Raw genomic sequence first — 26,169 nt, 5'->3', positions numbered from 1 at the left:
AGATCAATTTCAGTATACTAGTTTTTTGCAGTCTAAACAGTTTAAAATTTTCAGGGCATGAAAAACATGAAAATAATATTCCTTTTCTTTTTTACCGTATTGTCCGTCCATCTTAATGGACAGGAACGAAAAAAAAATAGTTATAAGAAAAAGATTGAAAAAATAAGAAAAGAGCTTCTTGAAACTGATGATGGAGATAGATTGATGTTAGAATACAGATACTACTCATTAGGGTATTATTTTGGTAAATTGAATCGGCTAGATAGTTCCTATAAATACATTTCTAAATCGAAAGATTTAAGTTTAGAGTTGAAAGATACTTTAAAGATAGCTAAGAGGATGTTTAGTCTTGCTCGAATTGAAACAAAAAAGGAGTTTTTTTCGAAAAGTGATTCTACAGCAATACAGGCTCTTAGACTTTTAGGGGCAGAAAAAGATAAATATAAAATAACCGCTTCGTTATACAATCAGCTCGGAATTAATGCATATTGTCTAGGAAATTATCAAGAAGCTGTCGTATGTTATAATAAAGCTTTAAAAATAGATTTAGATTCTATTAGAATTATTAGATATAAAAGTAATATTGCTGTTAATTTAATTTATCTCGAAAAATATATTGAAGCAAATAGAGTATATGAAGGTATAAAATCGAGCCAGTCTTTTGATGATATCACTGACCAATTAAAAGCCAAGATTTTAGATAATCACGCTTATTCTAAATTATTAAACAAGGATAAAGTTGGTGAATCTGATTTTTTAGAAGGACGGAAAATTAAAAATAAAATCAATGATATTGCGGGGTTAGCTACGAACTATCTCTATTTATCTGAATTTTATCAAAAGAAAGGAGTTATAGTCAAAGCACGAGAATATGCCCAGTTAATGTATAATCTGGCATTAAAGCATGATTTGGCTAGTACAAGAGTTTTAGCAATAGATAGAATTCTATCCTTAGAACCCAATTCAAGAGCTAAAGAATTGAGTATTGAAAAATCTAACATTTTGGATAGCATTCAGAAAGATAGAAATGAATTCGCAACTACTATTTATAATTATAAAGATGAGGTTAATAAACGAATCATAGCAGAGAATAATTTAGCAAAAGAAAAACTTCAAAAACAGGAAGAAATAGCCAAGCAAAAAGAACAAAAGCTACTTGGTTGGTTAATAGCCGCTATTAGTTTATCGGCATTAATCTTGATAACCATTTTATTTTTATCGAGAAGAAGAAAAATAGCATTTAAAAATGAACTTGAAAAAACAAGAACCAAGTTTGAGGAACGTGACAGAATTGCTAGGGAATTACACGATGGTGTCTTAAGCAAGCTTTTTGGAATTCGTTTAGGAATAGGTTTTTTAAACTTAGAAGGAGAAGAAAGTGAATTAGAGAAGCATCAAAATCTTTTGGAAGATTTACAAAATGTAGAGCAAGAAATTAGAGAGGTTTCACACCAGCTGAGTTCAAGTAACAAAACAGATTTTATAGAGCTAATAAATCAATTATTTCAAGAGAAAAGTAGTATCGGAAACTTTGTTCATGAAATTGATCTATCAGATATAGATTGGGAGGCTTTGGAAAAAGAGTACAAAACCAATTTGCAGAGAATTATACAAGAATTACTTCAAAATACGTTAAAACACGCTAAGGCAACGAAGGTAAAATTGAGCATAAAAAGAAGCAAAAATGATGTTTTATTGAAATACAAAGACAACGGTATCGGTTTTGACATGGACAGTCAGATCAATGGAATTGGACTTAAAAACATTAAATCGAAAGTAGAAAAGCTGAATGGAGAATCTTCCATATTCTCAAAACCAGAAAAAGGAATGCAAGTGGAGATAAAGTTACCATTGGTTTTTGAGAGTGTTTAGAATGCCTATTTGTTTAGTAATAAGTGTTTTATTGAGTGAAAAATGACAAAAAAGTCATTAAACTGCTCTAAGACCTCGAAAACCATCGAAAAAAAGGTTAAAATGTTTTGAATTATAAGTTAAAACCTTAATTTTAGTAGAACAATAATAGACTTAAAAACATATAAAATGAAAAACGGTTACACTTTTAAACTAGAAGCAATAAAATTAGGAGGAGGTAATGATGTACCAACTCAAGGAGGAGATACCACTGGAGGAGACGGAGGTGGAAGCGGTGGGAATGATGGAGGTGATGGTTAGATATTTCCTTTAAAGAAACAAAAAACTCTTGAAAATATTTTCAAGAGTTTTTTGTTTTTGTAAAAAATTTAAAATTATTTTTGAAAGTCAAAAATGATTATATGCGAATACTATTTTTCTCTATATTACTTACTACTTGTTTCGCTTACGGTCAAAAAAAAGATTCCAGTAATCAAAAAGAAATAAAAAGAATTATTGACAATGGAATCAATGCTTATTTTAGAAAAGATACTTTTGTTTTACAAAAATCTTTAAAGAGAGTTTTGTATGAATATGGTAGCACAAAAGATTCAGTTCTTTTGGCGAAATATTATCATTTTAAAGCTTTAAATAACAAGTTACTTTATCAAAAGGATAGTGCTTATTATTATTATCAGGAATCAAAAAATATTTCTAAGATTATAAATGACTCATTGGAGGTAGGAAGAAGGTTGTTGAGTATTGCTATTCTTCAAAAAGAAGCAAAGGATGTTTTAGGAGGTGAAATCAGTTTGATAGAAGCTTTACCTTATTTGGAAGCTGTTAAGCCATATAGGTATTTGCGAAGTGTGTATATTGAACTTGGTCTTGTATCTGAAGAGCTAAATCAAAAGGAGGAAGCGGTGTCTTATTATAAGAAAGCACTGAAAGTTAATGAAAAGGTAGATAGCGACTATCATAGAGAAAGAGGGTATTTATTTATACAAAATAATTTAGGATTATTATATCAGAAACAAAGTCAACACAGGAAAGCCATTACTTATTTTAAGAGAGGGTTAGAGTTTGACAAAATCGAACAAAAGTATCCCTTGATTTATGCTTTGCTATTGGAAAATCAAACATACAGTGAGTTTTCTGAGGGGAATATGGAAAATGTATTACTTCGATATAATGAAGTGCTAAAAATAAGAGAAGTCAGTAAGAATAATGAAGAAATAAGTACGGTACATATTAACATATCTAATTATTACAGAAAATTAAAAAACATTGATCTAGCCATTTTTCATGCTGAAAAAGCTCTAAAATCTGCTAAGGAAACACATAATAATGCTAGATGGCTAGCCTCATTGGAACTCCTTTCTAAATTAAGTAAAGGCGAAAAGTCAAAGATTTACATTGGCGACTATATCCATTTAAATGATAGTCTACTTCAAAAGGAAAGAAGTTTAAAGAATCAATTTGCTAAAATTCGTTATGAGACGGATAAAAAGGAAAAGGAAAATGAAGTTTTAAAAACTGAAAATGAAAAGAAGCAAGAAGAAATTGTTCGACAAAAACAGCAAAAGTTAATTGGATGGCTACTCGCGGTTACGGCATTTCTAGGGATGGGCTTCACGGCTACTGTTTTTATTTTTAGAAGAAGAAAGTTGTTATATCAAGCACAGTTACAAAAAGCTCATGCCCGTGAACAAGAACGCAAACAAATTGCAAAAGCATTACATGACGAGGTGGCTGGAGACTTACGATTACTTCATAAAAAGCTAGAAAAATCAGCGCTACTAGAAGAAGCTAAAAAGTTAGATGCTGTTAAAGAAAATGTACGAAATCTTTCGCATCAATTAAGTAGTGTAAGTTTCAAAAAAGTAGGGTTTAAAGATCAGTTAATCAATTTAGTAAGTGATTACTTCGAGCCTAATTTTAGAATTCTACTTCGCGGATTAGATGATCAGGATTGGTCAACAATGAATAGCGCAGTTAAAAGACTATTATATATATGTATACGAGAGAGTATACAAAACAGTAAAAAACACGCTCAGGCAACAGAAGTAGTGGTTACTTTTTCAGTACACAAAAAAAATGTACTTTTGAATATTACTGATAATGGTGTCGGTTTCGATACTACGATCAGAAAAAAAGGGATTGGTTTGCATAATTTACAGGAACGAGTTGAGGAGTTACAAGGGACTTTTTCGATTGAGAGTACGGTGGGTAATGGAACCAAAACCGATATTCAAATACCTTTAGATGTCTGATAAAATAAAAATACTATTTGTTGATGACCATCAGTTGATTATAGAAGGAATTATGTCCTATTTAAAAGATACCGATGGCTTAGAAATAACAAGTACAAATTCTTGTGATGATGCTTATAGCTTGGTAAAATCAAGTATGGCAACCGATCCATTTCATATATTGTTCACCGATTTGAGTTTTGATGTAGGTAACAAAAATGTTACTATTGATGGTGGTGAAAACTTAATTAAAGCCCTTCAAAGAGATGAAATTCCAATTAAATTAGGAGTAATTACAGGTCACTCTGAAACCAATAGGGTATTTAATGTGATTCGTAATTTAAACCCTTTAGCGTATATTTTAAAAGGACAGTGTAATACAGCAGAGTTGAATTTTGCTATCCAAAAAATGATGTCTGATCAAGTGTATTATACGCACGAGATTCACGAAAAGCTAATGAAAAGAGCCCTTATAGAAATTCAAATGGATGAGGTAGCAATTCAAATTTTAAAAGAATTACCGAATCATACTAAAATATCAAATTTAGAAGGTGTGATTACCAAGACAGACGGTTCTTTGGTTAAAATAAGAGCTATTGAGAGCAAGTTAGCCAAGTTAAGAACTGATTTAAATGCCAATAATAATACAGACTTAGTGTTGAAAGCAAAAGATTTAGGAATCTTAGATTAGATATCGCGGAAATTTGCGATTTATATTGCGGAAATCCCCTTTTACCACTTCTTAATACAATATATCTTTGTTTCAGAATTACACTTGACATAGGGAGAAATTCTGAGTAAAGAAAAGAGAAATTGAAAAACCCTTTAAGATATGGACAATCTTAAGGGTTTTTCTGTTTTTAGGATAATTAGAGTTCCATGTAAGAATTATTTAACTTAAAAAAGTGTCTATTCGATTGAAAATCACTACGTTGTTTTTTATACATTTTTCTTCAAAAAATACTCAAACTGACATTGATTTTCTTATTTCGAACTCACGTTAAAGCAATTAAATCGTAATCTTCACTTTGCGGAAATTTGCAGTTTATAAAGCGGATATCCCCTTTAGTAAAATCAATAGCTATTATAACTTTGCGGTATCACTCATCATAAGTGAGCGGATAATTTAAGGGGAAACAAACCTTCTGGGGATTCAAGCTAGAAGGTTTTTTTATGCCTATAATTTAAATACTTCGAAAAAGTAAGAATTCTAAGCTTGTGGAAAATAACAATAAAAACGGCGGAAAACCCCTTTATCAATTTGTATAGTCATTATAACTTTGTGGCATCACTCATTATAAGTGAGCGGATAATTTAAGGGGAAACAAACCTTCTGGGGATTCAAGCTAGAAGGTTTTTTTATGCCTATAATTTAAATACTTCGAAAAAGTAAGAATTCTAAGCTTGCGGAAAACAACAATAAAAACGACGGAAAACCCCTTTATTAGTTTGTAGAGTCATTATAACTTTGTGGTATCACTCATTATAAGTGAGCGGATAATTTAAGGGGAAACAAACCTTCTGGGGATTCAAGCTAGAAGGTTTTTTTATGTTTATAATTTAAATACTTTGAAAAAGCAAGAACTCTAAGCTTGCGGAAAACAACAATAAAAACGACGGAAAACCCCTTTATCAATTTGTAGAGTCATTATAACTTTGCGGTATCACTCATTATAAGTGAGCGGATAATTTAAGGGGAAACAAACCTTCTGGGGATTCAAGCTAGAAGGTTTTTTTGTGCCTATAATTTAAATACTTCGAAAAAGTAAGAATTCTAAGCTTGCGGAAAATAACAATAAAAATGACGGAAAACCCCTTTATCAGTTTATAGTGCTACTATAACTTTGTGGTATCACTCATTATAAGTGAGCGGATAATTTAAGGGGAAACAAACCTTCTGGGGATTCAAGCTAGAAGGTTTTTTTATGCTTAAAATTTAAATACTTCGAAAAAGCAAGAATTCTAAGCTTGCGGAAAATAACAATAAAAACGACGGAAAACCCCTTTATCAGTTTGTAGAGCTACTATAACTTTGTGGTATCACTCATTATAAGTGAGCGGATAATTTAAGGGGAAACAAACCTTCTGGGGATTCAAGCTAGAAGGTTTTTTTTATGCTTATAATTTAAATACTTCGAAAAAGTAAACAACTCCTTCTCTTCTTTCATAGACATATATTAAAATCTTCTTTTAATACTATAATGCCTAAATATGGTTGTTTTTAAGTTGTTTATAATCAGTTCTTTATGTTGAGGTTTTTTTATTGTTTGATCCAAAAATCAAGAAAAAGATCATATTTAGAGGGATTTTTTTTTGAAAAAGTCACAAAAAGCGGAAAAACGCAAAATATATAGCGGTTTTCCCCTTTTGTTAGCTGATTATCAACGGTATATTTGTAGTGTTGTTTTTTTAAACACAAACATTCAAGGGAAATTTAAATTTTATAACAATGGGGAAATTATTACTAAAAAAAGTGAATGAGGCATTTGGTAACTTGTTAGCAGCATTAGCTGAATTTGGAAAAGGAGCAAGTTATGCTTTAAGACACTAAGAAGACTGATCTAACCAAATCAATCATTTAAAAGACCTTTCAGGAAACATTTTCTGAAAGGTTTTTTATTTTGATATAAATTGTAAATTGCTAGAGGTGAATCGAACGAATCATATTATATGATAATAACGAAATAATATCGGAGTCATCACTTTTTAGAAATGAAAAGACCTTTTAACTTAAATCTATTCGTGTGGAAAAAAAGTATATCATTGCCCTAGACCAAGGAACAACAAGCTCGAGAACAGTAATAATTGACAACAAAGGAGAAATCATTGGAATGAAACAAAAGGAGTTTACTCAAATTTTTCCTGAATCAGGATGGGTGGAACATGATCCAATGGAGATTTTGAAAACACAGCTCGATACTTTCAAAGAGGTTATTAATCAAAGTAATATAGAAGTTTCACAAGTAGCTGGAATAGGTATTACAAATCAGAGAGAAACTGCTGTTGTTTGGAATAGGCATACTGGAAAACCAGTTTATAATGCAATTGTATGGCAGGATAAAAGAACAGCAGCTACATGTAATAAACTTAAAGAAGATGGCTTTACTGAATATATAAAAACCACAACAGGTTTAGTAATTGATAGTTATTTTTCTGCAACAAAAGTTCATTGGATTTTAAACCATGTTAAAGGGGCTCAAGAGGAAGCTGAAAAAGGGAATTTACTATTTGGAACAGTAGATACTTGGTTATTATGGAATCTTACTGAAGGAAAAATTCATGCAACAGATTATAGTAATGCTTCAAGAACAATGTTATACGACATTAAAAACTTGAAATGGGATGATAAACTTTTAACAGAATTAAGGATTCCAAAAAGCATGTTACCGGAAGTAAAACCATCATCCTTTATTTATGGAAACTATAAGTATAATGGCGTGGAACTTCCTATTGCTGGAATTGCTGGAGATCAACAAGCGGCTCTTTTTGGTCAAGCTTGTTTTGCCAAAGGAGAAGCTAAAAACACGTATGGAACAGGTTGCTTTATGTTATTAAATACAGGGGAGGATTTAGAGTATTCTGATAATGGGTTACTAACAACAATAGCATGGGGAATTAATGATAAAATACATTATGCTTTGGAAGGAAGTGTATTTGTTGCTGGATCGGCAATTCAGTGGTTAAGAGATGGCTTAAAACTTATTGAATCTGCTTCTGAAAGTGAAGCTTACGCTAATAAAATAGAAGGAGAAAACCCTGTTTATGTTGTGCCAGCATTTGCCGGTTTAGGTGCTCCCTATTGGGATATGAATGCAAGAGGTGCTGTTTTTGGCTTAACCAGAGATACAGGCAAAGAGCATTTGATAAAGGCAACATTAGACTCCTTGGCATATCGAGTGAAAGATGTTCTTTTAGTTATGCAAAAAGATAGTAAAACCCAATTAACTTCCTTAAAAGTTGATGGAGGGGCTAGCGCAAATAACACGCTAATGCAATTTCAGGCAGATTTATTAAATGTTGTTGTTGAAAGACCCGAAATTATAGAGACAACGGTAATGGGGGCGGCATATTTAGCTGGAATTTCTTTAGGTATCTGGAGCCTAAAAGATATAGAAAACAATAGAAAACTGAGTTCTGAGTTTCATTCTAGTATCTCTGAAGAAAAAAGAGATCGATTGTACAATAAATGGTTAAAGGCAGTAGAAAGAACAAAAGATTGGATAGACTAAGAACCACTTCAAAAAAGACTAATAAATAACTATAAACTTTTGGATAACTAGAGAGTTTTATTTCTTTAAAATTATCCATAATAAAAACTAAACAAATGGCTAAATTCTATGATTCAATAAATAAAAGAGTAAAAGAGTTTATTGAACAACAAAAAATGTTTTTTGTAGCTACTGCTCCTAAGGAAGGTAGAATAAATCTTTCTCCAAAAGGAATGGATACATTTAAAATACTTGATGAAAAAAAAGTTGCTTGGCTAAGTGTAACTGGAAGCGGTAATGAAACATCGGCACATCTTCTAGAAAATGGAAGAATTACTATTATGTTTTGCGCGTTCAATGGAGCACCAAATATTGTTCGAATTTATGGCTCGGCTATTGAAGTGTTGCCAGAAGATGAGGAGTGGGGTCAATATATTTCTCTTTTTCCAGAGCTTCCAGGAACTCGTCAAATCTTTTTAGTAAATGTAGAAACTGTTCAAACTTCTTGTGGAATGTCTCTTCCATATTATGAATATCAAGGAGAAAGAAATCAGTTAAATGAATGGGCTAAAAATAAAGGAGAAGAAGGAATTAATACCTATTGGGAAGAAAGAAATCAGGTAAGTATTGACGGACTGAAAACAAAACTTAACAAAGACTGATAAAAGTCATATTCTAAACTATTTATTGTACCTAATTTTGTCATAAAGATATACGATATGACGCAATTAGTTAATATTCCATCAGTTTCATGGACCAATGGAGCTATTATGATGATTGTATTTGGTATTGTTAGTTTAGGGTTAGTAGCGGCTCTTCTAATTTTAATGAATACAGGAAAAAAGAAGGAGTAGCTATTAATTTAGTGATTTTTAATAGTTGATTGTAAGAAGTGTTCTAAAAACCGGGTTGTTTTTCTTTTAGAACACTTCTTCTTTTTTATTTGAAGGCATTTAAGCCTGTAATATCTAATCCTGTTATTAATAAATGAATATCGTGAGTACCTTCGTAGGTTACAACACTTTCAAGATTCATTGAATGTCTCATAATAGAGTAGTCTCCTGTAATACCCATAGCACCCAAAATTTGCCTTGCCTCTCTCGCTATTTTTAAAGCCATATCAACATTATTTCTCTTGGCCATAGAAATTTGAGCAGAAGTAGCTTTACCTTCATTTTTCAAAACACCAAGCCTCCAGGTTAATAGCTGTGCTTTGGTAATTTCTGTAATCATTTCCGCCAACTTCTTTTGTTGTAACTGATACTGACCAATAGGTTTACCAAATTGAGTACGCTCTTTTGCATAACGTAACGCCGTATCATAACAGTCCATAGCTGCACCTAGCGCTCCCCATGATATTCCATACCTGGCAGAGTCTAAACACTGTAATGGAGCTCCCAGTCCAGTTTTACCTTCCAATAAATTTTCTTTTGGAACCTTTACATTATCAAAAATTAATTCTCCGGTAATCGAAGCTCTTAATGACCATTTGTTATGAGTTTCTGGAGTAGAAAAACCTTCCATGCCTCGTTCTACTATTAAGCCATGAATTCTTCCTTCTTCATTTTTAGCCCAAACAACGGCTACGTTTGCTATTGGAGAATTTGAAATCCACATTTTTGCACCATTTAATAAATAATGATCGCCCATGTCTTTATATTTGGTTTCCATTCCTCCAGGGTTTGATCCATGATTTGGTTCGGTTAAACCAAAACAACCAATCCATTCACCACTAGCAAGTTTAGGTAAGTACTTTTTCTTTTGAGCTTCATTTCCATAATTGAAAATAGGCCACATTACCAATGAAGATTGTACCGAGGCAGTAGAACGTATACCACTATCACCTCTTTCAAGTTCTTGCATAATCAAACCATATGAAATTTGATCTAAACCAGCACCGCCATATTCTTCAGGAATATAAGGACCAAAAGCACCTACTTCAGCAAGACCACTAACAAGAACTTCTGGAAATTTTGATTGTTGTGCATAATCTTCAATAATAGGAGAAAGATTTTTCTTTACCCATTCGCGTGTTGTATCACGCACTAATTTATGCTCTTCAGAAAGTAAATCATCGACACCGTAGTAGTCAGGAGCTTGAAATAAATCAGGTTTCATAAGTCTATTTTTAAGTTAATAAATTCACTGATATTGAAAGATTTTAACAAAATCAGTAAATATGTTAAAATATTGGTTCTTCCAAAAATACTTAAAAAAATGGTTATTCCTAACTGGTTTGCGTATGTTTGTACATTATGAGATTTACTTTAGGAAGAGAGGAGCGATTAAAAAGTAGAAAATTAATAGGGAAATTATATGAAGAAGGAAAATCGATTAAAGTTTTTCCTCTGCGCATGGTTTATTTACAAACCGAACATACTTCAAATTATCCTGCCCAAGTAGGAGTTTCTGTTCCCAAACGGAATTTTAAAAGAGCTGTTGACAGAAATAGAATAAAAAGACTATTAAGAGAAAGTTACCGCAAAGAAAAGCATACTGTTTATTCAGAGGCCAACAAACCATTTGTGTTTATGATTTCTTATCTTGCAAAAGATGAATGGAAATATGCTGATATTGAGATGAAAATGAAAAAATTATTGTCGAATTTTATAACTGAAATTAATAAAAATGAAAAATAAGAAGTTTGTTATTTGGGGGTTGATAGCCATTGTAGGAGTATTTTTCTCGTTTCAGTCACGATTTTTTGAAATAGCTAAACAAATTGAAATTTATAATAATTTGTTTAAGGAAATCAATATGAATTATATTGATGAGGTTAATCCTGGCGATTTAACCGATAAGGCTATTAAAAACACGCTAAGAAATTTAGATCCCTATACGAACTTTTATAATGAACAAGATGTAGAGGATGCAAGAATTAGAAGGGAAGGAGAATACGGAGGTATAGGAGTAATGACCTATTATACTAAAAAAGGAATTATTCTTTCTGAAATTTACAAAGGTTTTCCGGCAGATAAAGCAGGCTTGAAACCAGGTGATGCTATTGTTGAAGTAGATGGTCAATCGTTATTAGGTTTGGAAAATGATCAACTATCTCAAATGCTTAAAGGATCTCCAGGTAAAGAGGTTTCGATAAAAGTTGTAAGCAATAATCAAACTAAAAATATTAAAATAGAACTTGATAAAGTTGTTGTAAATCCAGTACCTTTTTTTGACATGATTGATGAAGAAACTGGTTATGTAGTTTTAACTCGTTTTATAAGCAGAAAAGCAACAGAAGAGGTTAAAAAAGCAATTGAGACGTTAAAGGAAAGAGGAATGACGAAGTTAGTTTTTGATTTAAGAAGCAACCCAGGAGGTTCTCTTTTTGATGCAATAAATATTACAAACTTATTTATTCCGAAAGGAGAAAGAGTGGTTGATACTCGTGGGAAAATCAGAAAAAACAGTCGAGTTTATAAAACAAGTAGAGATCCATTAGATACAGAAATGCCAGTGGTAGTGTTAATTGATGATCGATCTGCTTCTGCTTCTGAAATTGTATCTGGAGCTTTACAAGATTATGACAGAGCTGTAGTTTTAGGAAAGCGCTCTTTCGGTAAAGGATTGGTTCAACGTTATTATGAGTTGACTTATGGAACTCAAGCTAAAATTACTATTTCAAAATACTATACCCCTAGTGGTCGTTGCATTCAGGAATTAGACTATGCAAATCGAGATCCAAAAACAGGAAAAGTTCCAAAGTTTTCTGATGGAGAAGTTTCCTCTTTTAAAACTAAAAATGGTAGAACCGTGTATGACGGAGGAGGAGTAACACCTGATGTTAAGTCAAATTCCTCTGATAAAAATGAAGCAACAAAATCCTTGTTAAAATCAAGGGCTGTATTCAATTTTTCAAATGAGTATTTGGGCAAATTAGGTGTAATTGATTCTTTAAATTATCGATTTGATGAAGCAGGATTTAATGAGTTTAAAAACTTTTTGCTATCGAAGGATACAACATTTGTAACTAAAGAAGAAAGATTGTTTAAAAGGGCTTATAAAGCTATAAAAAACAGTGAAAGGATAAAAAACGAATATGAAAATCTCGAATTAAAATTAAAGCAAGAAAAAGTAAAAGAAATTAGTAAGAATAAAGATGTACTTATAGCTAGTCTTGAAAAAGAGATAATGAAAAACTCTTTTTATAGAGAAGGAATGTACAGGCATCAGTTACACAACGATGAGGTAATTAAGCAAGCTGTAGATTTACTTAAAAACGCAAATAAGTACAACTCCATTCTTAAGAAATAAAACAATTGTATAACCTAATATTTGATTAAGCATATGTCAAAACCGAACCAGAAAGAAAGAACTAGGGCTCAGGAATCTACAAGTGCGATTGAACGTTTGTATATTTCAATGAGACACCTTTTTAGTCGTGGATTTTATAAACCAATGGGGGTTTCAGGAGAAACATTAAGAAAATCACTCTTAGCTTTAAGACCAGAAATTTATGGCTCTATTGCTGAGAAAAAAACAGAGCTTAACGGGTTAACTTATGTAATTGAAAGATTACCTGAAGGAATAGAGGAGTGCCAGTTCATTAACTTAACTGCCGATGAAGGTTATAGAAATTCTAATTTCAAGGTAATTATACCACCTAAAAGAAGAAGAAACTGTTATCGAATCGATAAAGATCAAATGAATATTGAAATAACAAGAGGACGATCTGAGATTTATGATATACTTACGCATTTAACTTTCTTATTTATTGAATCTCATAAAATAAAAGATAGGGTTATGCTTGGTAACTCTGGAGAGAAATTTATTAGAGAATGGACGCATTTAGAGGAAACAGTAATTTACAATAAATCTCTTTCAGATAATGAAAGAGACGTAATGATTGTGCATTTAGCAAGTATACTAGGAAGAACTTATGATGAGGTTTATGATAGCTATAATGCTTTTGGAACAGATGAAAACCCGAATCGCTTTTTACATTTAATGTACTGGCTAGGTAAATTGGCTATTAATGAAGTTGTTCATGATAAAAAACGATCGATAAAATTTAGTTCTGTTTTAGTGGATGAAATAGGTCGTCATTATTATGGAGAAATTTGGGCAAATAATATCAAAAAAACGCTCTTGGATAATGGTTTAATAGACAGACCAATTCATATCATTAGTGCTAACATGCATAGTGTAATGAATACCATTTACGCTAAAAATGCACTTCCGAAAGAAGCTAAAGAAAATAATACATTTGAGCTGTTTGAATTATTAAGTAATTCGAATAGTGAAAGTTTACAATCAAAAGTAAAAAATTTCGCCTCAGAAAATGGGTTGATTTACTTAAAAGATACTTCTGGAACGAATATTAATGTTCAGGTTATTGATACAAATAAACTTGATGTAGATGCTACTGACTTTAACAAAGTAAACTCAATTGACAAGAAGCCTGTTATTATTGTGATGGACTATGCTTTTGGTGAGCAAGCTTACGAAACTATGGATGAGTTATTGAAACCATACAAGGTAAATGATTCAGAGATTCATTTAAATGTTGAATCGGTTTCAATTATGGGTAAAGCTGGAATTCTAGAAGGAGGAAAAGGAGATATTATGATTCCTTCTTCACATATTTTTGAAGGTACTGCAGATAATTATCCATTTAAAAATGAATTGTCAAAAAATGATTTAGAAGGATTTGGTGTCGAAGTGTTCGATGGAGCAATGGTGACTGTACTGGGAACTTCGCTGCAAAATAAAGACCTTTTAAAGTTTTTCCATGACTCAACATGGAATGTAATAGGGTTAGAAATGGAAGGGGCTCATTATCAAAAAGCGATTCAATCTGCATCAAAAATTAGGGGAAACATCTCTGAGAATGTTAAAGTAAGGTATGCATACTATGCTTCTGATAATCCATTAGAAACAGGAGCAACTTTAGCGTCAGGAGGTTTGGGAATGAGCGGAGTTACTCCGACATACGCCATAACTCAGAAAATTCTTGAACAAATATTTTAGTAAATATGAGTAATTATAAAAACGAGGAAGAAGTAGATTTAGGTTCGTTATTTTTAATTATCGGTAGAGGTTTTTCTAAACTTTTCAATTTTATAGGAAAAATCTTTACTTCTATTTTCTATTTCTTCATCGAAATATTGTTATTCTTCAAAAAGAATTTCAAAAAGCTTGGAATAGCATTTGTTATTGGAGCAATTATAGGTTTAATTATTGAATTAAATGAAGAAGATCGATACAGTTCGAATCTCTTGGTACAAACAAATTTCAATAGTGCTAGACAATTGTATAGTAATGTTGATTTTTATAATAACTTGGTGAAGCAGAAGAAAGCGAATGTTCTTTCTGAAATATTTAAAATTTCTTTGGAAGAAGCAAAATCCTTAAAAAAATTCAGGGTAAATCCAATAATAAATGGTAACGATGTAATTACTACTTATGATGATTTAATTCTTCAAATTGATACCGCAACAGTGAGAAGTTATCCGTTTTCTGAATTTAAGAGGACATTTACAAAGTATAACTATAAAGTTCATGATATAGAAGTTCAGTCCTCAAAGCAAGACGTTTTTTCGAAGTTAGATGAGATAATTATTTCTTCTATAACAGAGAATAAATATTTCAATAAGTTAAAAGAACTCACAAATGAAAATTTGAATAGAACAGATGCTTTATTGAGAAAGAACTTAATACAAGCTGATTCGTTGCATAAGATATATAAACGAGTACTCTTAGAAGAAGCTAAAGTAGCTAGTCAAGGAACTAATATTGATCTAGGGAATAGCCAGAAAAATAATAAAGAATTAGAGTTGTTTTCGACCACGTTAAATATTAATCAAGAACTTAAGAGTGTAAGCGAAGAGAAAACTGAGAAATCGGAAATTATTAATGTGGTATCAAATTTTCAAACAATAGGACATAAAATCCAAGGGGTGTCACAAAACAAAGCTTTTCAATTAGCTTTACTATCTCTTTCTCTTATGATATTCTATTTGTTATTGATTAAATTAAACAAGTATTTAGAAAGCTATAGCCGTAATAAAGGGTAAGTATGCAAGTTATTTCTACAAAACTAAATGATTGTTTTGTAATAGAACCTAGAGTTTTCCAAGACAGTCATGAATATTTTTTTGAAAGCTTTAATCTTACAGAGCTTAGAGATGAGACTGTGTTAAACGTGAATTTTGTTCAAGATAATGAAGCTTTTTTACAAAGAGTTGTTTTGCGAGGACTCCATTTTCAAAAAGGAGAATATGCACAGGTTAAGTTAGTAAGAATAATTCAAGGAAGTGTTTTAGATGTTGTAGTTGATTTAAGAAAAAAATCATCTACTTACGGAAAGTGGTTTTCGATAATACTTTCAGGAGAAAATAAAAAACAATTGTTTGTACGTAGAGGTTCCGCACATGGATATTCGGTGCTTGAAGACAATACTATTTTTGCGTATAAATGCGATAATTTTTATAACAAAGAATCTGAGGGTGGAATTATTTATAATAACAGTTTTTTGAATATCAATTGGATGCTAGATAAGAATGAGATTGAACTGTTGGAAAAGGATATGAAGCTCCCGAACTTCAAATATTTAGTTATACCAACTAAAAAATAAAAGGAGAAAATATGAGTTTGGGCATAGTTATTCAAGCAAGGTTGGCTTCAACGAGATTGCCAAATAAAATTGTTTTACCTATCGATGGCGAGGTATGTTTTTTGGAAATACTATTAGATAGAATCAAAGAACATTTTAATAAGATTCCAATTATTTTAGCTACTTCAACGAATAAAGAAAACGATTTGCTTGAAAAGTATGCGAATAAGTTCGGAGTTGAATTTTTTAGAGGTGAAGAGCAAAATGTTTTGAAGAGGTTTGTAGATTGTTCTGAGGAGTATGATTTAAAGACTATTATCAGGGTTTGTTCGGATAATCCATTTTTAGATATCAATCATCTTAAAATGCTAATTGATCAATATAATGGAGAAGATTATTTTTCTTTTGCCATAAATGGTAAACCGAGTATATTAACTCATTATGGTTTTTTCTCAGAGATTGTTAGTTCGAAATCGTTGAAGAAGGTTTTAAATTCAAGTATTAATAATTGCTTTGAACATGTAACAAACTGTATTTATTCCAATCAAGAAAAGTTTAATGTTCGGTTTGTTGAGAAAAACATAGAAAATAAGAATATTAGGTGTACATTAGATACAAAACAGGATTTCGAAAACCTACAAAAAATACATTTTGAATGGTATAGAAACAATAGGGATAAATCATTAGAGTCTCTAATTTCTTTTATCGAAAAAAATAGCGAAATTGAAGAAAAAATGAAGAACCAAATTGAAACAAATAGAAAATAACCAATGACGTATATTATTGGAGAAATAGGACAGAATCATAACGGATCAGTTGATATAGCAAAACTATTGATAGATGTGGTAACCAGACCGGTTATAGATAAGCTTTTTAACAATAGTTTACCTATAATGGATGCCGTTAAGCTGACGAAAAGAGATTTAGATTATGAATTGTCTTCTTCTCAGATGAATCGAATTTACGACTCTCCTAATTCATTTGGAACAACTTACGGGAAACATAGAAAGTTTTTAGAGCTAGATGATTATCAGCATTACGATATTTATCAGTATGCTAAACAAAAAGGGTTAGATTTTGTCGAAACGCTTTGTGCTCCTTCTTGTTTAAAAATGTTAAAATTATTCAAACCGGATAAATTAAAAGTAGCTTCTCGAGATTTAACAAACTTACCATTGCTTGAAGCGCTGGCAGAAACCGAAATACCTTTAATTATTTCAACAGGAATGGCTGGAGAAAAGGATTTGAATGAAGCTTTAAATGTGATAGGAAATTATCACGACAATGTTTCTATTTTACATTGTGTATCGCAATACCCGACAGAGTATCATAATGTTAATTTAAAAACAATTACTTATTTAAAGAAAAAATATCCTAATTATACCATTGGTTATTCCGATCACACTATCGGAGTTGCTACTCCGTTAGCAGCCGTTGCCATGGGAGCTGAAATAATTGAAAAGCATATTACTCTTGATAGACAAATGAAAGGAACAGATCAATCTGGTTCCTTGGCAGTTGACGGTATCTATAGAATGGTAAGAGATATCAGAAATTTGGAGCAATCAATTGGAGAAGAGAAATTAGTAGTTGAAGAGGCTGTGTCTGAAGCTAGACTGAAGTTAGAAAGATCGATAGCTACGAAAACCGAATTAGCGAAAGGACATATGATTAGAGAGGAAGATGTTCATTTATTAAGTCCAGGAGATGGAGTAAAGTGGGTTGATAGAAACTTACTTATTGGTAAAAAACTGAAGAGTGAATTACCTAAAAACGAACTTATATATTTAGATAATATTGAATAGAATGCTACCAAAACTTGTTTTAACCGATATTGATGGCGTTTGGACTGATGGAGGAATGTATTATGATGAAGCTGGGAATGAATTTAAAAAATTTAACACCTACGATAGTGCAGGTGTACTTTTCTGTCGAAATTTGGATATTCCAATAGGTATAGTTACTGGAGAAAATTCAAAAGCAGTGAAAAGACGAGGTGAAAAATTAAAAATAGACCATGTATTTCTAGGAATTACTAATAAAGTTAAAGTAATAACTTCCTTAGTAAAAGAATTGAACATTGAAATGAAAGATGTGGCTTATATAGGTGATGATATTAATGACTATCAATTACTGAAAAAAGTAGGTCTTAGTGCAGTTCCTTCGAGTGCTCCTGAATACATGAAAGAAATTGTAGATGTTGTTTTGACAAAAAAAGGAGGAGAAGGAGTGTTTAGAGAGTTTGTTGAGCTTATACTTAAGAACAACAATATAAGAGTTTTAGAACTTCTTGAATTAGAATAGAATTGAAACTATTTAGCCCCTTATTTATATCCAAACTAGCAAACCTTGTTCTTAGAGTAGGAGGAGTTGGTATTAAGTTCATTGTCTTTAGTGTTTTATCAAAATACTTGTCAAATAAAGACTTTGGTGATTACAGTTTAATAACATCATTAATTACAATTACAATTTTTGTTCTTGGATTTGATCTTTATAATTTTAGTATTCGAGATATTTTACAATCTAATAATGAAAAAGATGAAATTCAAAGCAAGGTGTTTACTTCTTTCATTTTTTATATTGTTATATACGCATTATTCTTTTTGCTAGGGTTTATTGTGTTACCTCATTTTGATTATATAAATAATAACCTTTTTCTTATATTGTTCCTTTGTATCTCTGAACATTTAAACCAAGAAATATATCGACTGTTAATAGGTTTTAAAAAAGTAATGCTTGCCAATATATTACTTTTTTTAAGAACTGCGCCTTGGGGAGTTTTAATCATAATAATGTCCTATTTTAAAATAAACTTTACAGTGAGTTATGTGCTCAAGGTTTGGCTAATTTCAGACATCTTTACCATGGTGTTGCCATTAATTATTTATTTCTATAGAATAGAATTTAAAAGGATTGTCTTTCTTCTTTCTTGGTTAAAAAAAGGCATAAAGATTAGTATGATATTTTTTATTGGAACTATTTTTTTGAAGTTAATAGAGTATGCAAATCGATTTATAGTTGATTATTTTTTAGATAGAGAAATGGCTGGTGTTTACAGTTTTTATTCTAGTATTGCTGTAGTAATAACACTATATATCAATACCGTGGTAATATCTTTTGAATTGCCAAGTATCATAAAATCAAAAGGAACCTCGAAAGAATGTTTAGTATTTAATAAGTTCAAAAACTCATTACTCTTACAAACAATCATAATATCAATTCTAGCCGTTTTGATAACCTTTCCTTTATTATCTTGGCAGAATAAACCTCTTTTTAAAGAGTACTTACCTATGCTCTATTTACTTGTTTTTGGTGCTGCATTGATGAACATTTCTTTATTATATCATTTTAAATTGTATGTTCATAAACATGATCTTGAGTTGTTGAAAATAATTGTGTTCACAGGAGTGATAGGGCTCATAGTTTCAATAATACTTACCAGTTTTTTAGGAATTTATGGAGCATCAATAGGGTTCGCTTTTTCGGGGATTGTTTTATTTTTAGCAAGATATTACGGTGTAAAAAAATTGAAGATATGATCAATATTTTTGTTGGACTTTCAAATAATCAAGTAAGGAACTATGAAAACTTAGTGCCTATACTGGAAAAAGGGAATCATATTTTAATTGCAAATAAGGGAGTTCATGTAAACAAAAATTTATTTTCAGAAGTTATTTATTCAAGAATATCTTTAAATAATCAATCTAATGGCAGTATTGATGCTATTACAAATATTATTAGGAAAATAAAGGAATACCAGTTAATTTTAGATAAAATCATTAGGTATAAGGAAGAGAAAAATATCTCTCTCTATTTTACATCTTTAGAAGATATATTGGCGAATTATCTTTTTTTCTCTTTTAATAAGAATATGAAAACCTATGTTGTAGAAGATGGTACATTAAACTACTATTATCATTCTATTGAAAACCTAAGCTTAAATAAGATGTGGTTAAAGAAAATCATATCTTATCTCTATGGAATAAGGTATGTGATATATAAAGGGCATTCCAGTGGAATCGAATATGAGAAAGTAAAAAAGCAATATGTTAGATCGCCCGAGTTATCAATTTGCCCAGAAAAATCGGTAAGTCTACCCTATTTAAAAAGGAAAACACAATTAAATAATTCTGTTCTAATAATAGGACAAGAACCATATATACATCACTTTGGTAAAGAGCTATATATTGAAAGACTTAAAGAATTATGTGATTTAGCAAAACAAAACGACTCATATATCGATTCTAAAAGGGTTTATTATAAACCGCATAGAAATGGAGAGAGAATTGATTATGATGTTCTGATAGCTGAGTTTGAAAACAAAGAAGTATGTGTGTTGTCATCAGAAAAATCTTTAGAGGATTTATATTTTGATGAATTAGGAGCTGGAAGTGTTTATTCCTTTGATTCAAGTGCTTTATTAAACATATATCTAGAGGCTGATGATGATGTTAGAGGTGATATCAAGTTTTATGTATTATTGAAGTATAATAAGTTGTTGAAACCTATTTTTAAGAGATTTAAGTTTGAAGTTTTTGAATGATACTAGCGCTTAACATAACATTACTAATATGCGCCCTAGTTATCTTAATCTATTTATTAGAAAAGGATTTAGGGTTATTTTTGCTGTCCTTTATATTATTGATTCAATACGTGTGGATGTTCTGTTCTGTTATAGTTATAGAAAATGGAATTTTTGTTAATGAACAGGGTAGAAAAGGTTTTTTCGCTAATTCTGGAGTCGTATTACTTCTTTTTTATCTTAGCTCCTTAATCGCCTTGATTTTTTATAAAAAACTTTTTTCAAGTCTGTTCAAAAATATCAAAACCTATAAGTTTAAGTTAAAACCTTTTTCTGACTTCAAAATATTATCAATAATTATTGGTTCGGTTTTAGCTATTGCATTTTTCAATTTGTTAAGCTCTCCAATACCTTTATTTGAAGAAGGTATTACTAAGTTTAATTTTTGGTACTATGCCAAATACCCTTTTCTCCGTCCAATTGTTGGTAATGTAATGGCTTTTGTAGCATTTGGGTCGGCTGTTATTTTTAGAAATAAAAAGGGGTTGGGAACCTTGTTTTTTCTCCTATATTTCTCTTACTTAATTTTAGTTGGTCAGAAATTTACAGGCTTTTTTATCGCAATCTATGGTATATTAGTAGCACTATATTTTTCTGCTAAAATTAGAATAAAGTTTAAGATTAAATGGATTCTAAACAAGTACTTTATAGCTATATGTACAATCTTGTTTTGTATCGTATATTACAAATATTCTATTGAAAAACCCTTTGAACATCTAGGGTTAACTCCTTTAGAATCTGTTTTTTATAGGGCTTTCGGATTACAAGCCCATGTTTTTTGGGGGGTTACAGAGCATTATGTTTATAATGGTAATCCCAATACCTGGAATATTAATGAACTATGGAATGGAATGCACGTACTTATGAAGATGTTTTGGCCTTGGTCCTATGAAGATTATATTTCGGTTACTTCTCGTGGGGTAAGCTGGACAAATGCATATCCTTCAATATTATTACGAATTTTTCCACTACCTTTAGCATTGCTTGCAAATATGATATTGCTTTCGATAGTAGGAGTCTTTCAATCATTGCTTACAAAACTTATAGAAGGTAAATCTTATATACTCAGTGTTGTTTTTTTCCAATTGTTAATGTGGGTTAGTTACACTTTTACAATGTCTTATTTTTCTAAGTTGACTATACCTGTATTTTTCCTGACACTATTGTTAATATTTGATTTTTTACATAAAAAATCTGTTGTTAAATGATAAAAGCTTTAAAAAAAACTAAGGAGTATTTTCTATATATTTTATTCTTTTTTCTCCCTTCTTGGATGTTAATTCAAAATATAGCCTTAATTATTCAAGTACTTTTACCACCATATTTTGAGAAGAAAAATTGGACCTCAATATGGAAGTATTCTTTGTTACTTTTTATATTATTTAGTTATTTTAATAGTCTTGTTAATGGAGTTTTAGTTTCTGAATTAGGAAGTTTATTAAAGCTAATGCCTCTGATTATGGTTGCTGTTGGTTTCAATACTGATAAAGTTAAATTCGTAAATGCTCTATTTTTTCTTTTTCTTGGAACTATTGTGGTGCAGGTTATGGCTTTGTATGGAATTATAAATTATACTTACTTCTATGAAGGAAAAAAATATGATTTAACAAACTATTCAAGATTAAATAGCATAATGGGGATAGAGAGACCATATTTAGGTTATTTTTCAGCAGTTAATGTATTGTTGTCCTATGTGTTTTATAAAATTAAAAAGAAGTATGTATATATATTTTCGGCAGTTTTGGCCTTTGGGGTAATTGTATTCATTGCGGCCAGATTAGCTATGTTACTTACACTTTTATTCATAATTTTTATTCTCTATAAGGAACGTATATTTACTAAATACAAAATTGTCTTTTTGGTGTCTTCGTTTTTGTTTCTAGCGCTTTTTCTGTTTTCTGATAAAAAAACTTCAATTCAAAAAAGATTCTCTGCCATAAAAAACGACTCTAGAACTATAATTTGGTCGGGATATTTAAATGAAATAGATAAAAAAGGAAATTACCTTTTTGGAAACCCGAACACCAAAGAAGTTAAAGAGAATATATTCTCATATTATAAAAATTATGAGGGTTTTAAAACCAATGATCGAAAGGCATGGTTTATAAAGAAAAATTATAATTCACATAATCAGTTTTTATTCGAATTTACAAGAGGAGGAGTTGTTGGATTTATTTTATTTTGTTTACCTTTTTTCCTGATTTTCAAAAGAAATTTAAAAAAGAAAAATGGGGTAAACTTGATGTTGCTGGTTTCATTAATAATGTTTTTCTTCGTTGAGAATTTACTCGATAGGCAAATAGGCATTTATTTAACCGCAATAATAATGTACCTAACCTCAAAGGAAGAAATGCATTATTTTGATTTTAGAAAACTATAAAGATTTAATGAAAAAAGCTTTAGTACATGATTGGTTTTACACAAATGCTGGTGGTGAAAAAGTCGTACAATCCTTAACCAATGTTTGGAGTGATTTCGATTTTTATACACTTGTGGATACACTTAATGACAAGGATAGAAATGATATATTAAAAGGAGCTAAGACCACTACAAGTTTCATTCAAAATATACCAACGGCAAAAAAGAATCATAGAAAATTTTTACAGTTATTTCCTCTAGCTATTGAGGGATTTGACTTATCTGAGTACGATGTTGTTATTTCATCTTCTTCGGCTGTAGCGAAGGGTGCGTTAACCAATCAGAACCAATTGCACATTTGTTACTGCCATTCTCCAATGCGATATGCTTGGAACTTATACTTTGATTATTTAAAGAGTAAATCTCTTATGAAAGGAATTAAAGGATGGTATGCAAAACGTGTTCTTCATAAAATCCGACAATGGGATGTGGTAAGTTCAAATAGAGTAGATTTCTTCGTGGCAAATTCTAATTATATAGCAGAAAGAATAAAAAAAATATACAATCGTGAAGCTACGGTTATTTATCCACCTGTTGATACTGATACCTTTCAATTAAACGTTGATAAAAGTGATTTTTACGTAGCGGCTTCAAGATTGGTGTCTTACAAGAAAATCGAATTAATTATTCAAGCATTTAACAAACTTCCAAATAAAAAATTAGTTGTCATAGGTGAGGGACCAGACAAGAAAAAGCTTCAGAAAATAGCGGAAAAGAATATTAAATTTAAAGGAAAAGTGTCTGAAGAAAAAATGGTTGAGTTGTTACAAAAAGCTAAAGCTTTAGTATTTGCCGCTGATGAAGATTTTGGAATTCTTCCAGTTGAAGCTCAAAGCTGCGGTACACCTGTAATTGCTTATAGAAAAGGAGGGCTTTTGGAAACTATAATTGAAAATAAAACAGGAGTTTTTTTTGACAAACAAAGTGAATTAGATATAATAAATGCCATAAGAAATTTTGAAGAAGTTGAGTTTTCTTCAGAGGCAATAAGACAAAATGCGCTACGTTTTAGTAGGCAGAGATTTGAAAGAGAAATTAAAGAGTTTGTTGAAGAAAAAACTAAACAATTTTTTGGTGAAAAAAAGATATTCTAAATATATAAGAGCCCTCTTTCTAGTATTAGATCTTTTAGTTTTAAACGTAATATCGTTTTCTCTTAACGATAATGAATATGTTAAACTTTATTTTATAGTATATATATGTGCTTTTTGGGTTGTTTCGTCGCTTTTCACGAGGTTTTATAAAATTTATAGGTATACTTCTATTTATAAAATTATAGGGCTTCTATTAACCCAGCTATTAGTTTTTTCAATAGGATTCTTTGCTTATTTCTCTATTTTTCGAGAAGGTATAGTTGTAAATAATCAAGCGAAATACCTTGTACTCATAAGCTCACTCATTGTGTTTTTCAAGTTTTTTGGTGTTTATCTTTTAAGAAAGTACAGAACGTTTGGAAAAAATTATAGGAAGGTCATCGTTTTAGGAGATGATAATTCGACAAGAAAGATAGTGGACTTGTTCAATAATGAGAAGGAATTAGGATATATTTATTGTGGTTTTTTTTCAGATAAAGAGTCAGTTCCTAGCGCGAATCTCTTAGGGCAAATAGAAAATAGTTTCGATTATATTTTAAAAAAAGGGATAGACGAAATTTATTGTTCTCTTTCAGAGCTAGAGGAAACAACCATAAAGAAGGTAACCAAATTTGCTTCGAAAAATAATAGAATCGTAAAGTTAATTCCAAATGCAAATGAGTTATCGAATAAAAATACAGTATCTGAATATTACGGTGATTCTATGAGAGTTCTTAAGGTAAAAAAAATGCCTTTTGAATTAATTGAAAGTAAAATAGTAAAAAGGGTATTCGATATAGTTTTTTCAATTTTTGTTTGTGTATTTATATTATCATGGCTTTACCCATTGTTATTTCTATTGATAAAAATAGAATCAAGAGGTCCCGCTATATTTAAGCAGACAAGAGAAGGTTTGCATGGAGGAGAGTTCGTTTGTTATAAATTTCGTTCGATGTATGTTAATGGTTCATCGGATGAAAGACAAACAAAAGAGAATGATAATAGAGTAACATATGTTGGTGCGATATTAAGAAGAACTAGCTTAGATGAATTTCCGCAATTTTTAAATGTTTTATTTGGATCAATGAGTGTAGTAGGTCCAAGACCTCATATGAATACGCAGTCCGATAAGTTTACTGTGGAGGTGACTAATTATATCAAAAGAAAAGAGGTAAAACCAGGGATTACAGGTTTGGCACAGGTAAGTGGGTATAGAGGAGAGGTGAAAGAAAAAAGAGATATCGAGAATAGAGTTAGAATGGATATATTTTATATCGAAAACTGGTCGTTAGCATTAGATTTAAAGATCATTGTCAAAACAGTATTTAATATTTTTAAGGGAGAAGAAAAAGCATATTAGTAATTTGAATAAGAATATTGAAATAAGCGCATCCATAGTTCTGTATAATGAAAATCTTGATGAACTAAAATTAACAGTTAATAGCTTTTTATCTGTGCCAGTTTCGAAGAGATTATATTTAATTGATAATACTCAAAGTGCCAGATTTAAGAATGCCTTTGATAGTCCAGATATAGAATATATATCAAATAAAGTTAATGTTGGTTTTGGAAAAGGACATAATCAGATTTTAGAGATAATAAAAAGAAAATCTAATTTTCATTTAGTACTTAACCCTGATGTTGTTTTTGAAGGTAAAATTGTTCTTAAGCTATTTGAAGAGCTCAGAAAAGATGACGATCTTATCATGATCGCACCTAAAATTTTGTTTCCAGATAATAGACATCAATTTTCTTGTAGACGATATCCTAGTTTTTTTGAATTGTTAGTAAGAAGAATAATTTTTCTCAGAAAAATTTTCAGGTCAGTTATTGAAAAAGGAGAATATTCGGATAAAAATTTGTCGGAGTCATTTTATCCCGAATACTTGACAGGTTGTTTTCAATTGTATAAAACTTCAATGTTTGTTGAGCTTAAGGGGTTCGACGAAAGATATTTTCTGTATATGGAAGATGTCGATATTTGTAAAAAAATTGATGCCTTGAATTATAGAAAAATGTATTACCCCTATGAAGAAGTACGCCATAATCTGAAGCAAGAGTCTTCGAAGAAAATAAGACCATTATTTCATCACATAATTTCTGCAATCAAGTACTTTATTAAATGGAATATCTAATGCAGACAAGTTCAATTATTGTTAACCTAAAACCTTTGGGTTAAGATTATTGATATTATATAATGGCTTTGATTTTTAACAAAAAAAAAGTACCT

General features: G+C 30.7%; 23 protein-coding genes. 22 read left to right on the top strand and 1 reads right to left on the bottom strand.

All coding sequences use genetic code 11. The features are described 5' to 3' along the window. The first annotated feature begins 57 nt into the window (after positions 1-57). The 7 genes from ACKTTV_RS03160 to ACKTTV_RS03130 all read left to right on the top strand — a co-directional run bounded on the left by ACKTTV_RS03160 (position 58) and on the right by ACKTTV_RS03130 (position 9,165). Positions 58-1,872 (top strand): ATP-binding protein, encoded by a 1,815-nt coding sequence (locus ACKTTV_RS03160; RefSeq protein ID WP_408029356.1) that lies wholly within the window; start codon positions 58-60, stop codon positions 1,870-1,872. A gap of 168 nt (positions 1,873-2,040) precedes the next feature. Then, complete coding sequence (locus ACKTTV_RS03155; protein ID WP_408029355.1) at positions 2,041-2,172, top strand: hypothetical protein; 132 nt, start codon at positions 2,041-2,043, stop codon at positions 2,170-2,172. A gap of 101 nt (positions 2,173-2,273) precedes the next feature. Continuing rightward, positions 2,274-4,124 (top strand): tetratricopeptide repeat-containing sensor histidine kinase, encoded by a 1,851-nt coding sequence (locus tag ACKTTV_RS03150; RefSeq protein ID WP_408029354.1) that lies wholly within the window; start codon positions 2,274-2,276, stop codon positions 4,122-4,124. Beyond that, complete coding sequence (locus ACKTTV_RS03145; RefSeq protein ID WP_408029353.1) at positions 4,117-4,794, top strand: response regulator; 678 nt, start codon at positions 4,117-4,119, stop codon at positions 4,792-4,794. The genes ACKTTV_RS03150 and ACKTTV_RS03145 overlap by 8 nt, the downstream gene beginning before the upstream one ends. A gap of 2,053 nt (positions 4,795-6,847) precedes the next feature. Further along, entirely contained in the window at positions 6,848-8,332 is a 1,485-nt protein-coding gene (glpK, locus tag ACKTTV_RS03140) for a glycerol kinase GlpK (protein WP_408029352.1), read from the top strand. A gap of 95 nt (positions 8,333-8,427) precedes the next feature. Further along, positions 8,428-8,973, top strand: a complete 546-nt coding sequence (locus ACKTTV_RS03135; protein WP_408029351.1) for a pyridoxamine 5'-phosphate oxidase family protein — start codon at positions 8,428-8,430, stop codon at positions 8,971-8,973. 57 nt (positions 8,974-9,030) lie between these two features. Further along, positions 9,031-9,165 (top strand): hypothetical protein, encoded by a 135-nt coding sequence (locus ACKTTV_RS03130; RefSeq protein WP_408029350.1) that lies wholly within the window; start codon positions 9,031-9,033, stop codon positions 9,163-9,165. Between the two features lie 85 nt (positions 9,166-9,250). Here the strand turns inward: ACKTTV_RS03130 and ACKTTV_RS03125 are convergent, their stop codons facing one another. Further along, on the bottom strand, positions 9,251-10,429 hold the full coding sequence (locus ACKTTV_RS03125; protein WP_408029349.1) for an acyl-CoA dehydrogenase family protein: 1,179 nt from the start codon (positions 10,427-10,429) through the stop codon (positions 9,251-9,253). A 137-nt stretch (positions 10,430-10,566) separates the two neighbouring features. On the opposite strand from ACKTTV_RS03125, the gene rnpA reads away from it, so the two are divergent. Genes rnpA through ACKTTV_RS03050 form a run of 15 tightly spaced genes read left to right on the top strand, consistent with a single transcriptional unit; the run spans position 10,567 to position 26,074 of the window. Then, a complete protein-coding gene (gene rnpA, locus ACKTTV_RS03120) occupies positions 10,567-10,950 on the top strand; it encodes a ribonuclease P protein component (RefSeq protein ID WP_408029348.1) in 384 nt (127 codons plus the stop codon). Further along, positions 10,940-12,565, top strand: coding sequence for a S41 family peptidase (locus tag ACKTTV_RS03115; RefSeq protein WP_408029347.1), 1,626 nt, complete (start codon positions 10,940-10,942; stop codon positions 12,563-12,565). The genes rnpA and ACKTTV_RS03115 overlap by 11 nt, the downstream gene beginning before the upstream one ends. Positions 12,566-12,598: 33 nt before the next feature. Continuing rightward, positions 12,599-14,281 (top strand): DUF6909 family protein, encoded by a 1,683-nt coding sequence (locus tag ACKTTV_RS03110; RefSeq protein WP_408029346.1) that lies wholly within the window; start codon positions 12,599-12,601, stop codon positions 14,279-14,281. A gap of 5 nt (positions 14,282-14,286) precedes the next feature. After that, on the top strand, positions 14,287-15,327 hold the full coding sequence (locus tag ACKTTV_RS03105; protein WP_408029345.1) for a hypothetical protein: 1,041 nt from the start codon (positions 14,287-14,289) through the stop codon (positions 15,325-15,327). A 2-nt stretch (positions 15,328-15,329) separates the two neighbouring features. Beyond that, positions 15,330-15,887, top strand: a complete 558-nt coding sequence (gene rfbC / locus ACKTTV_RS03100; protein WP_408029344.1) for a dTDP-4-dehydrorhamnose 3,5-epimerase — start codon at positions 15,330-15,332, stop codon at positions 15,885-15,887. A gap of 11 nt (positions 15,888-15,898) precedes the next feature. Beyond that, positions 15,899-16,633 (top strand): cytidylyltransferase domain-containing protein, encoded by a 735-nt coding sequence (locus ACKTTV_RS03095; protein ID WP_408029343.1) that lies wholly within the window; start codon positions 15,899-15,901, stop codon positions 16,631-16,633. A gap of 3 nt (positions 16,634-16,636) precedes the next feature. After that, positions 16,637-17,671 carry an N-acetylneuraminate synthase family protein gene (locus ACKTTV_RS03090; protein ID WP_408029342.1) on the top strand — a complete coding sequence of 345 codons (1,035 nt, stop codon included), beginning with the start codon at positions 16,637-16,639 and terminating at the stop codon, positions 17,669-17,671. A gap of 1 nt (position 17,672) precedes the next feature. Beyond that, the gene (locus ACKTTV_RS03085) at positions 17,673-18,170 is read left to right on the top strand and encodes a KdsC family phosphatase (protein WP_408029341.1); all 498 of its coding nucleotides are present in this window, start codon (positions 17,673-17,675) and stop codon (positions 18,168-18,170) included. A gap of 2 nt (positions 18,171-18,172) precedes the next feature. Beyond that, positions 18,173-19,405, top strand: a complete 1,233-nt coding sequence (locus ACKTTV_RS03080) for a lipopolysaccharide biosynthesis protein (RefSeq protein ID WP_408029340.1) — start codon at positions 18,173-18,175, stop codon at positions 19,403-19,405. Then, complete coding sequence (locus tag ACKTTV_RS03075; RefSeq protein ID WP_408029339.1) at positions 19,402-20,409, top strand: hypothetical protein; 1,008 nt, start codon at positions 19,402-19,404, stop codon at positions 20,407-20,409. The genes ACKTTV_RS03080 and ACKTTV_RS03075 overlap by 4 nt, the downstream gene beginning before the upstream one ends. Then, positions 20,406-21,656 carry a DUF6418 domain-containing protein gene (locus tag ACKTTV_RS03070; protein WP_408029338.1) on the top strand — a complete coding sequence of 417 codons (1,251 nt, stop codon included), beginning with the start codon at positions 20,406-20,408 and terminating at the stop codon, positions 21,654-21,656. The genes ACKTTV_RS03075 and ACKTTV_RS03070 overlap by 4 nt, the downstream gene beginning before the upstream one ends. Further along, positions 21,653-22,828, top strand: a complete 1,176-nt coding sequence (locus ACKTTV_RS03065; protein ID WP_408029337.1) for an O-antigen ligase family protein — start codon at positions 21,653-21,655, stop codon at positions 22,826-22,828. Before ACKTTV_RS03070 ends, ACKTTV_RS03065 begins: the two co-directional genes overlap by 4 nt. 7 nt (positions 22,829-22,835) lie before the next feature. After that, entirely contained in the window at positions 22,836-23,960 is a 1,125-nt protein-coding gene (locus ACKTTV_RS03060) for a glycosyltransferase (protein WP_408029336.1), read from the top strand. Beyond that, positions 23,863-25,299 carry an exopolysaccharide biosynthesis polyprenyl glycosylphosphotransferase gene (locus tag ACKTTV_RS03055; protein ID WP_408029335.1) on the top strand — a complete coding sequence of 479 codons (1,437 nt, stop codon included), beginning with the start codon at positions 23,863-23,865 and terminating at the stop codon, positions 25,297-25,299. The genes ACKTTV_RS03060 and ACKTTV_RS03055 overlap by 98 nt, the downstream gene beginning before the upstream one ends. Positions 25,300-25,303: 4 nt before the next feature. Next, entirely contained in the window at positions 25,304-26,074 is a 771-nt protein-coding gene (locus tag ACKTTV_RS03050; RefSeq protein ID WP_408029334.1) for a glycosyltransferase, read from the top strand. The last annotated feature ends 95 nt before the right edge of the window (positions 26,075-26,169 follow it).

The sequence above is a fragment of the Tenacibaculum xiamenense genome, assembly GCF_964513065.1.
GTDB lineage: Bacteria > Bacteroidota > Bacteroidia > Flavobacteriales > Flavobacteriaceae > Polaribacter > Polaribacter xiamenense.
This window is presented reverse-complemented; position numbering and strand designations above follow the sequence as displayed.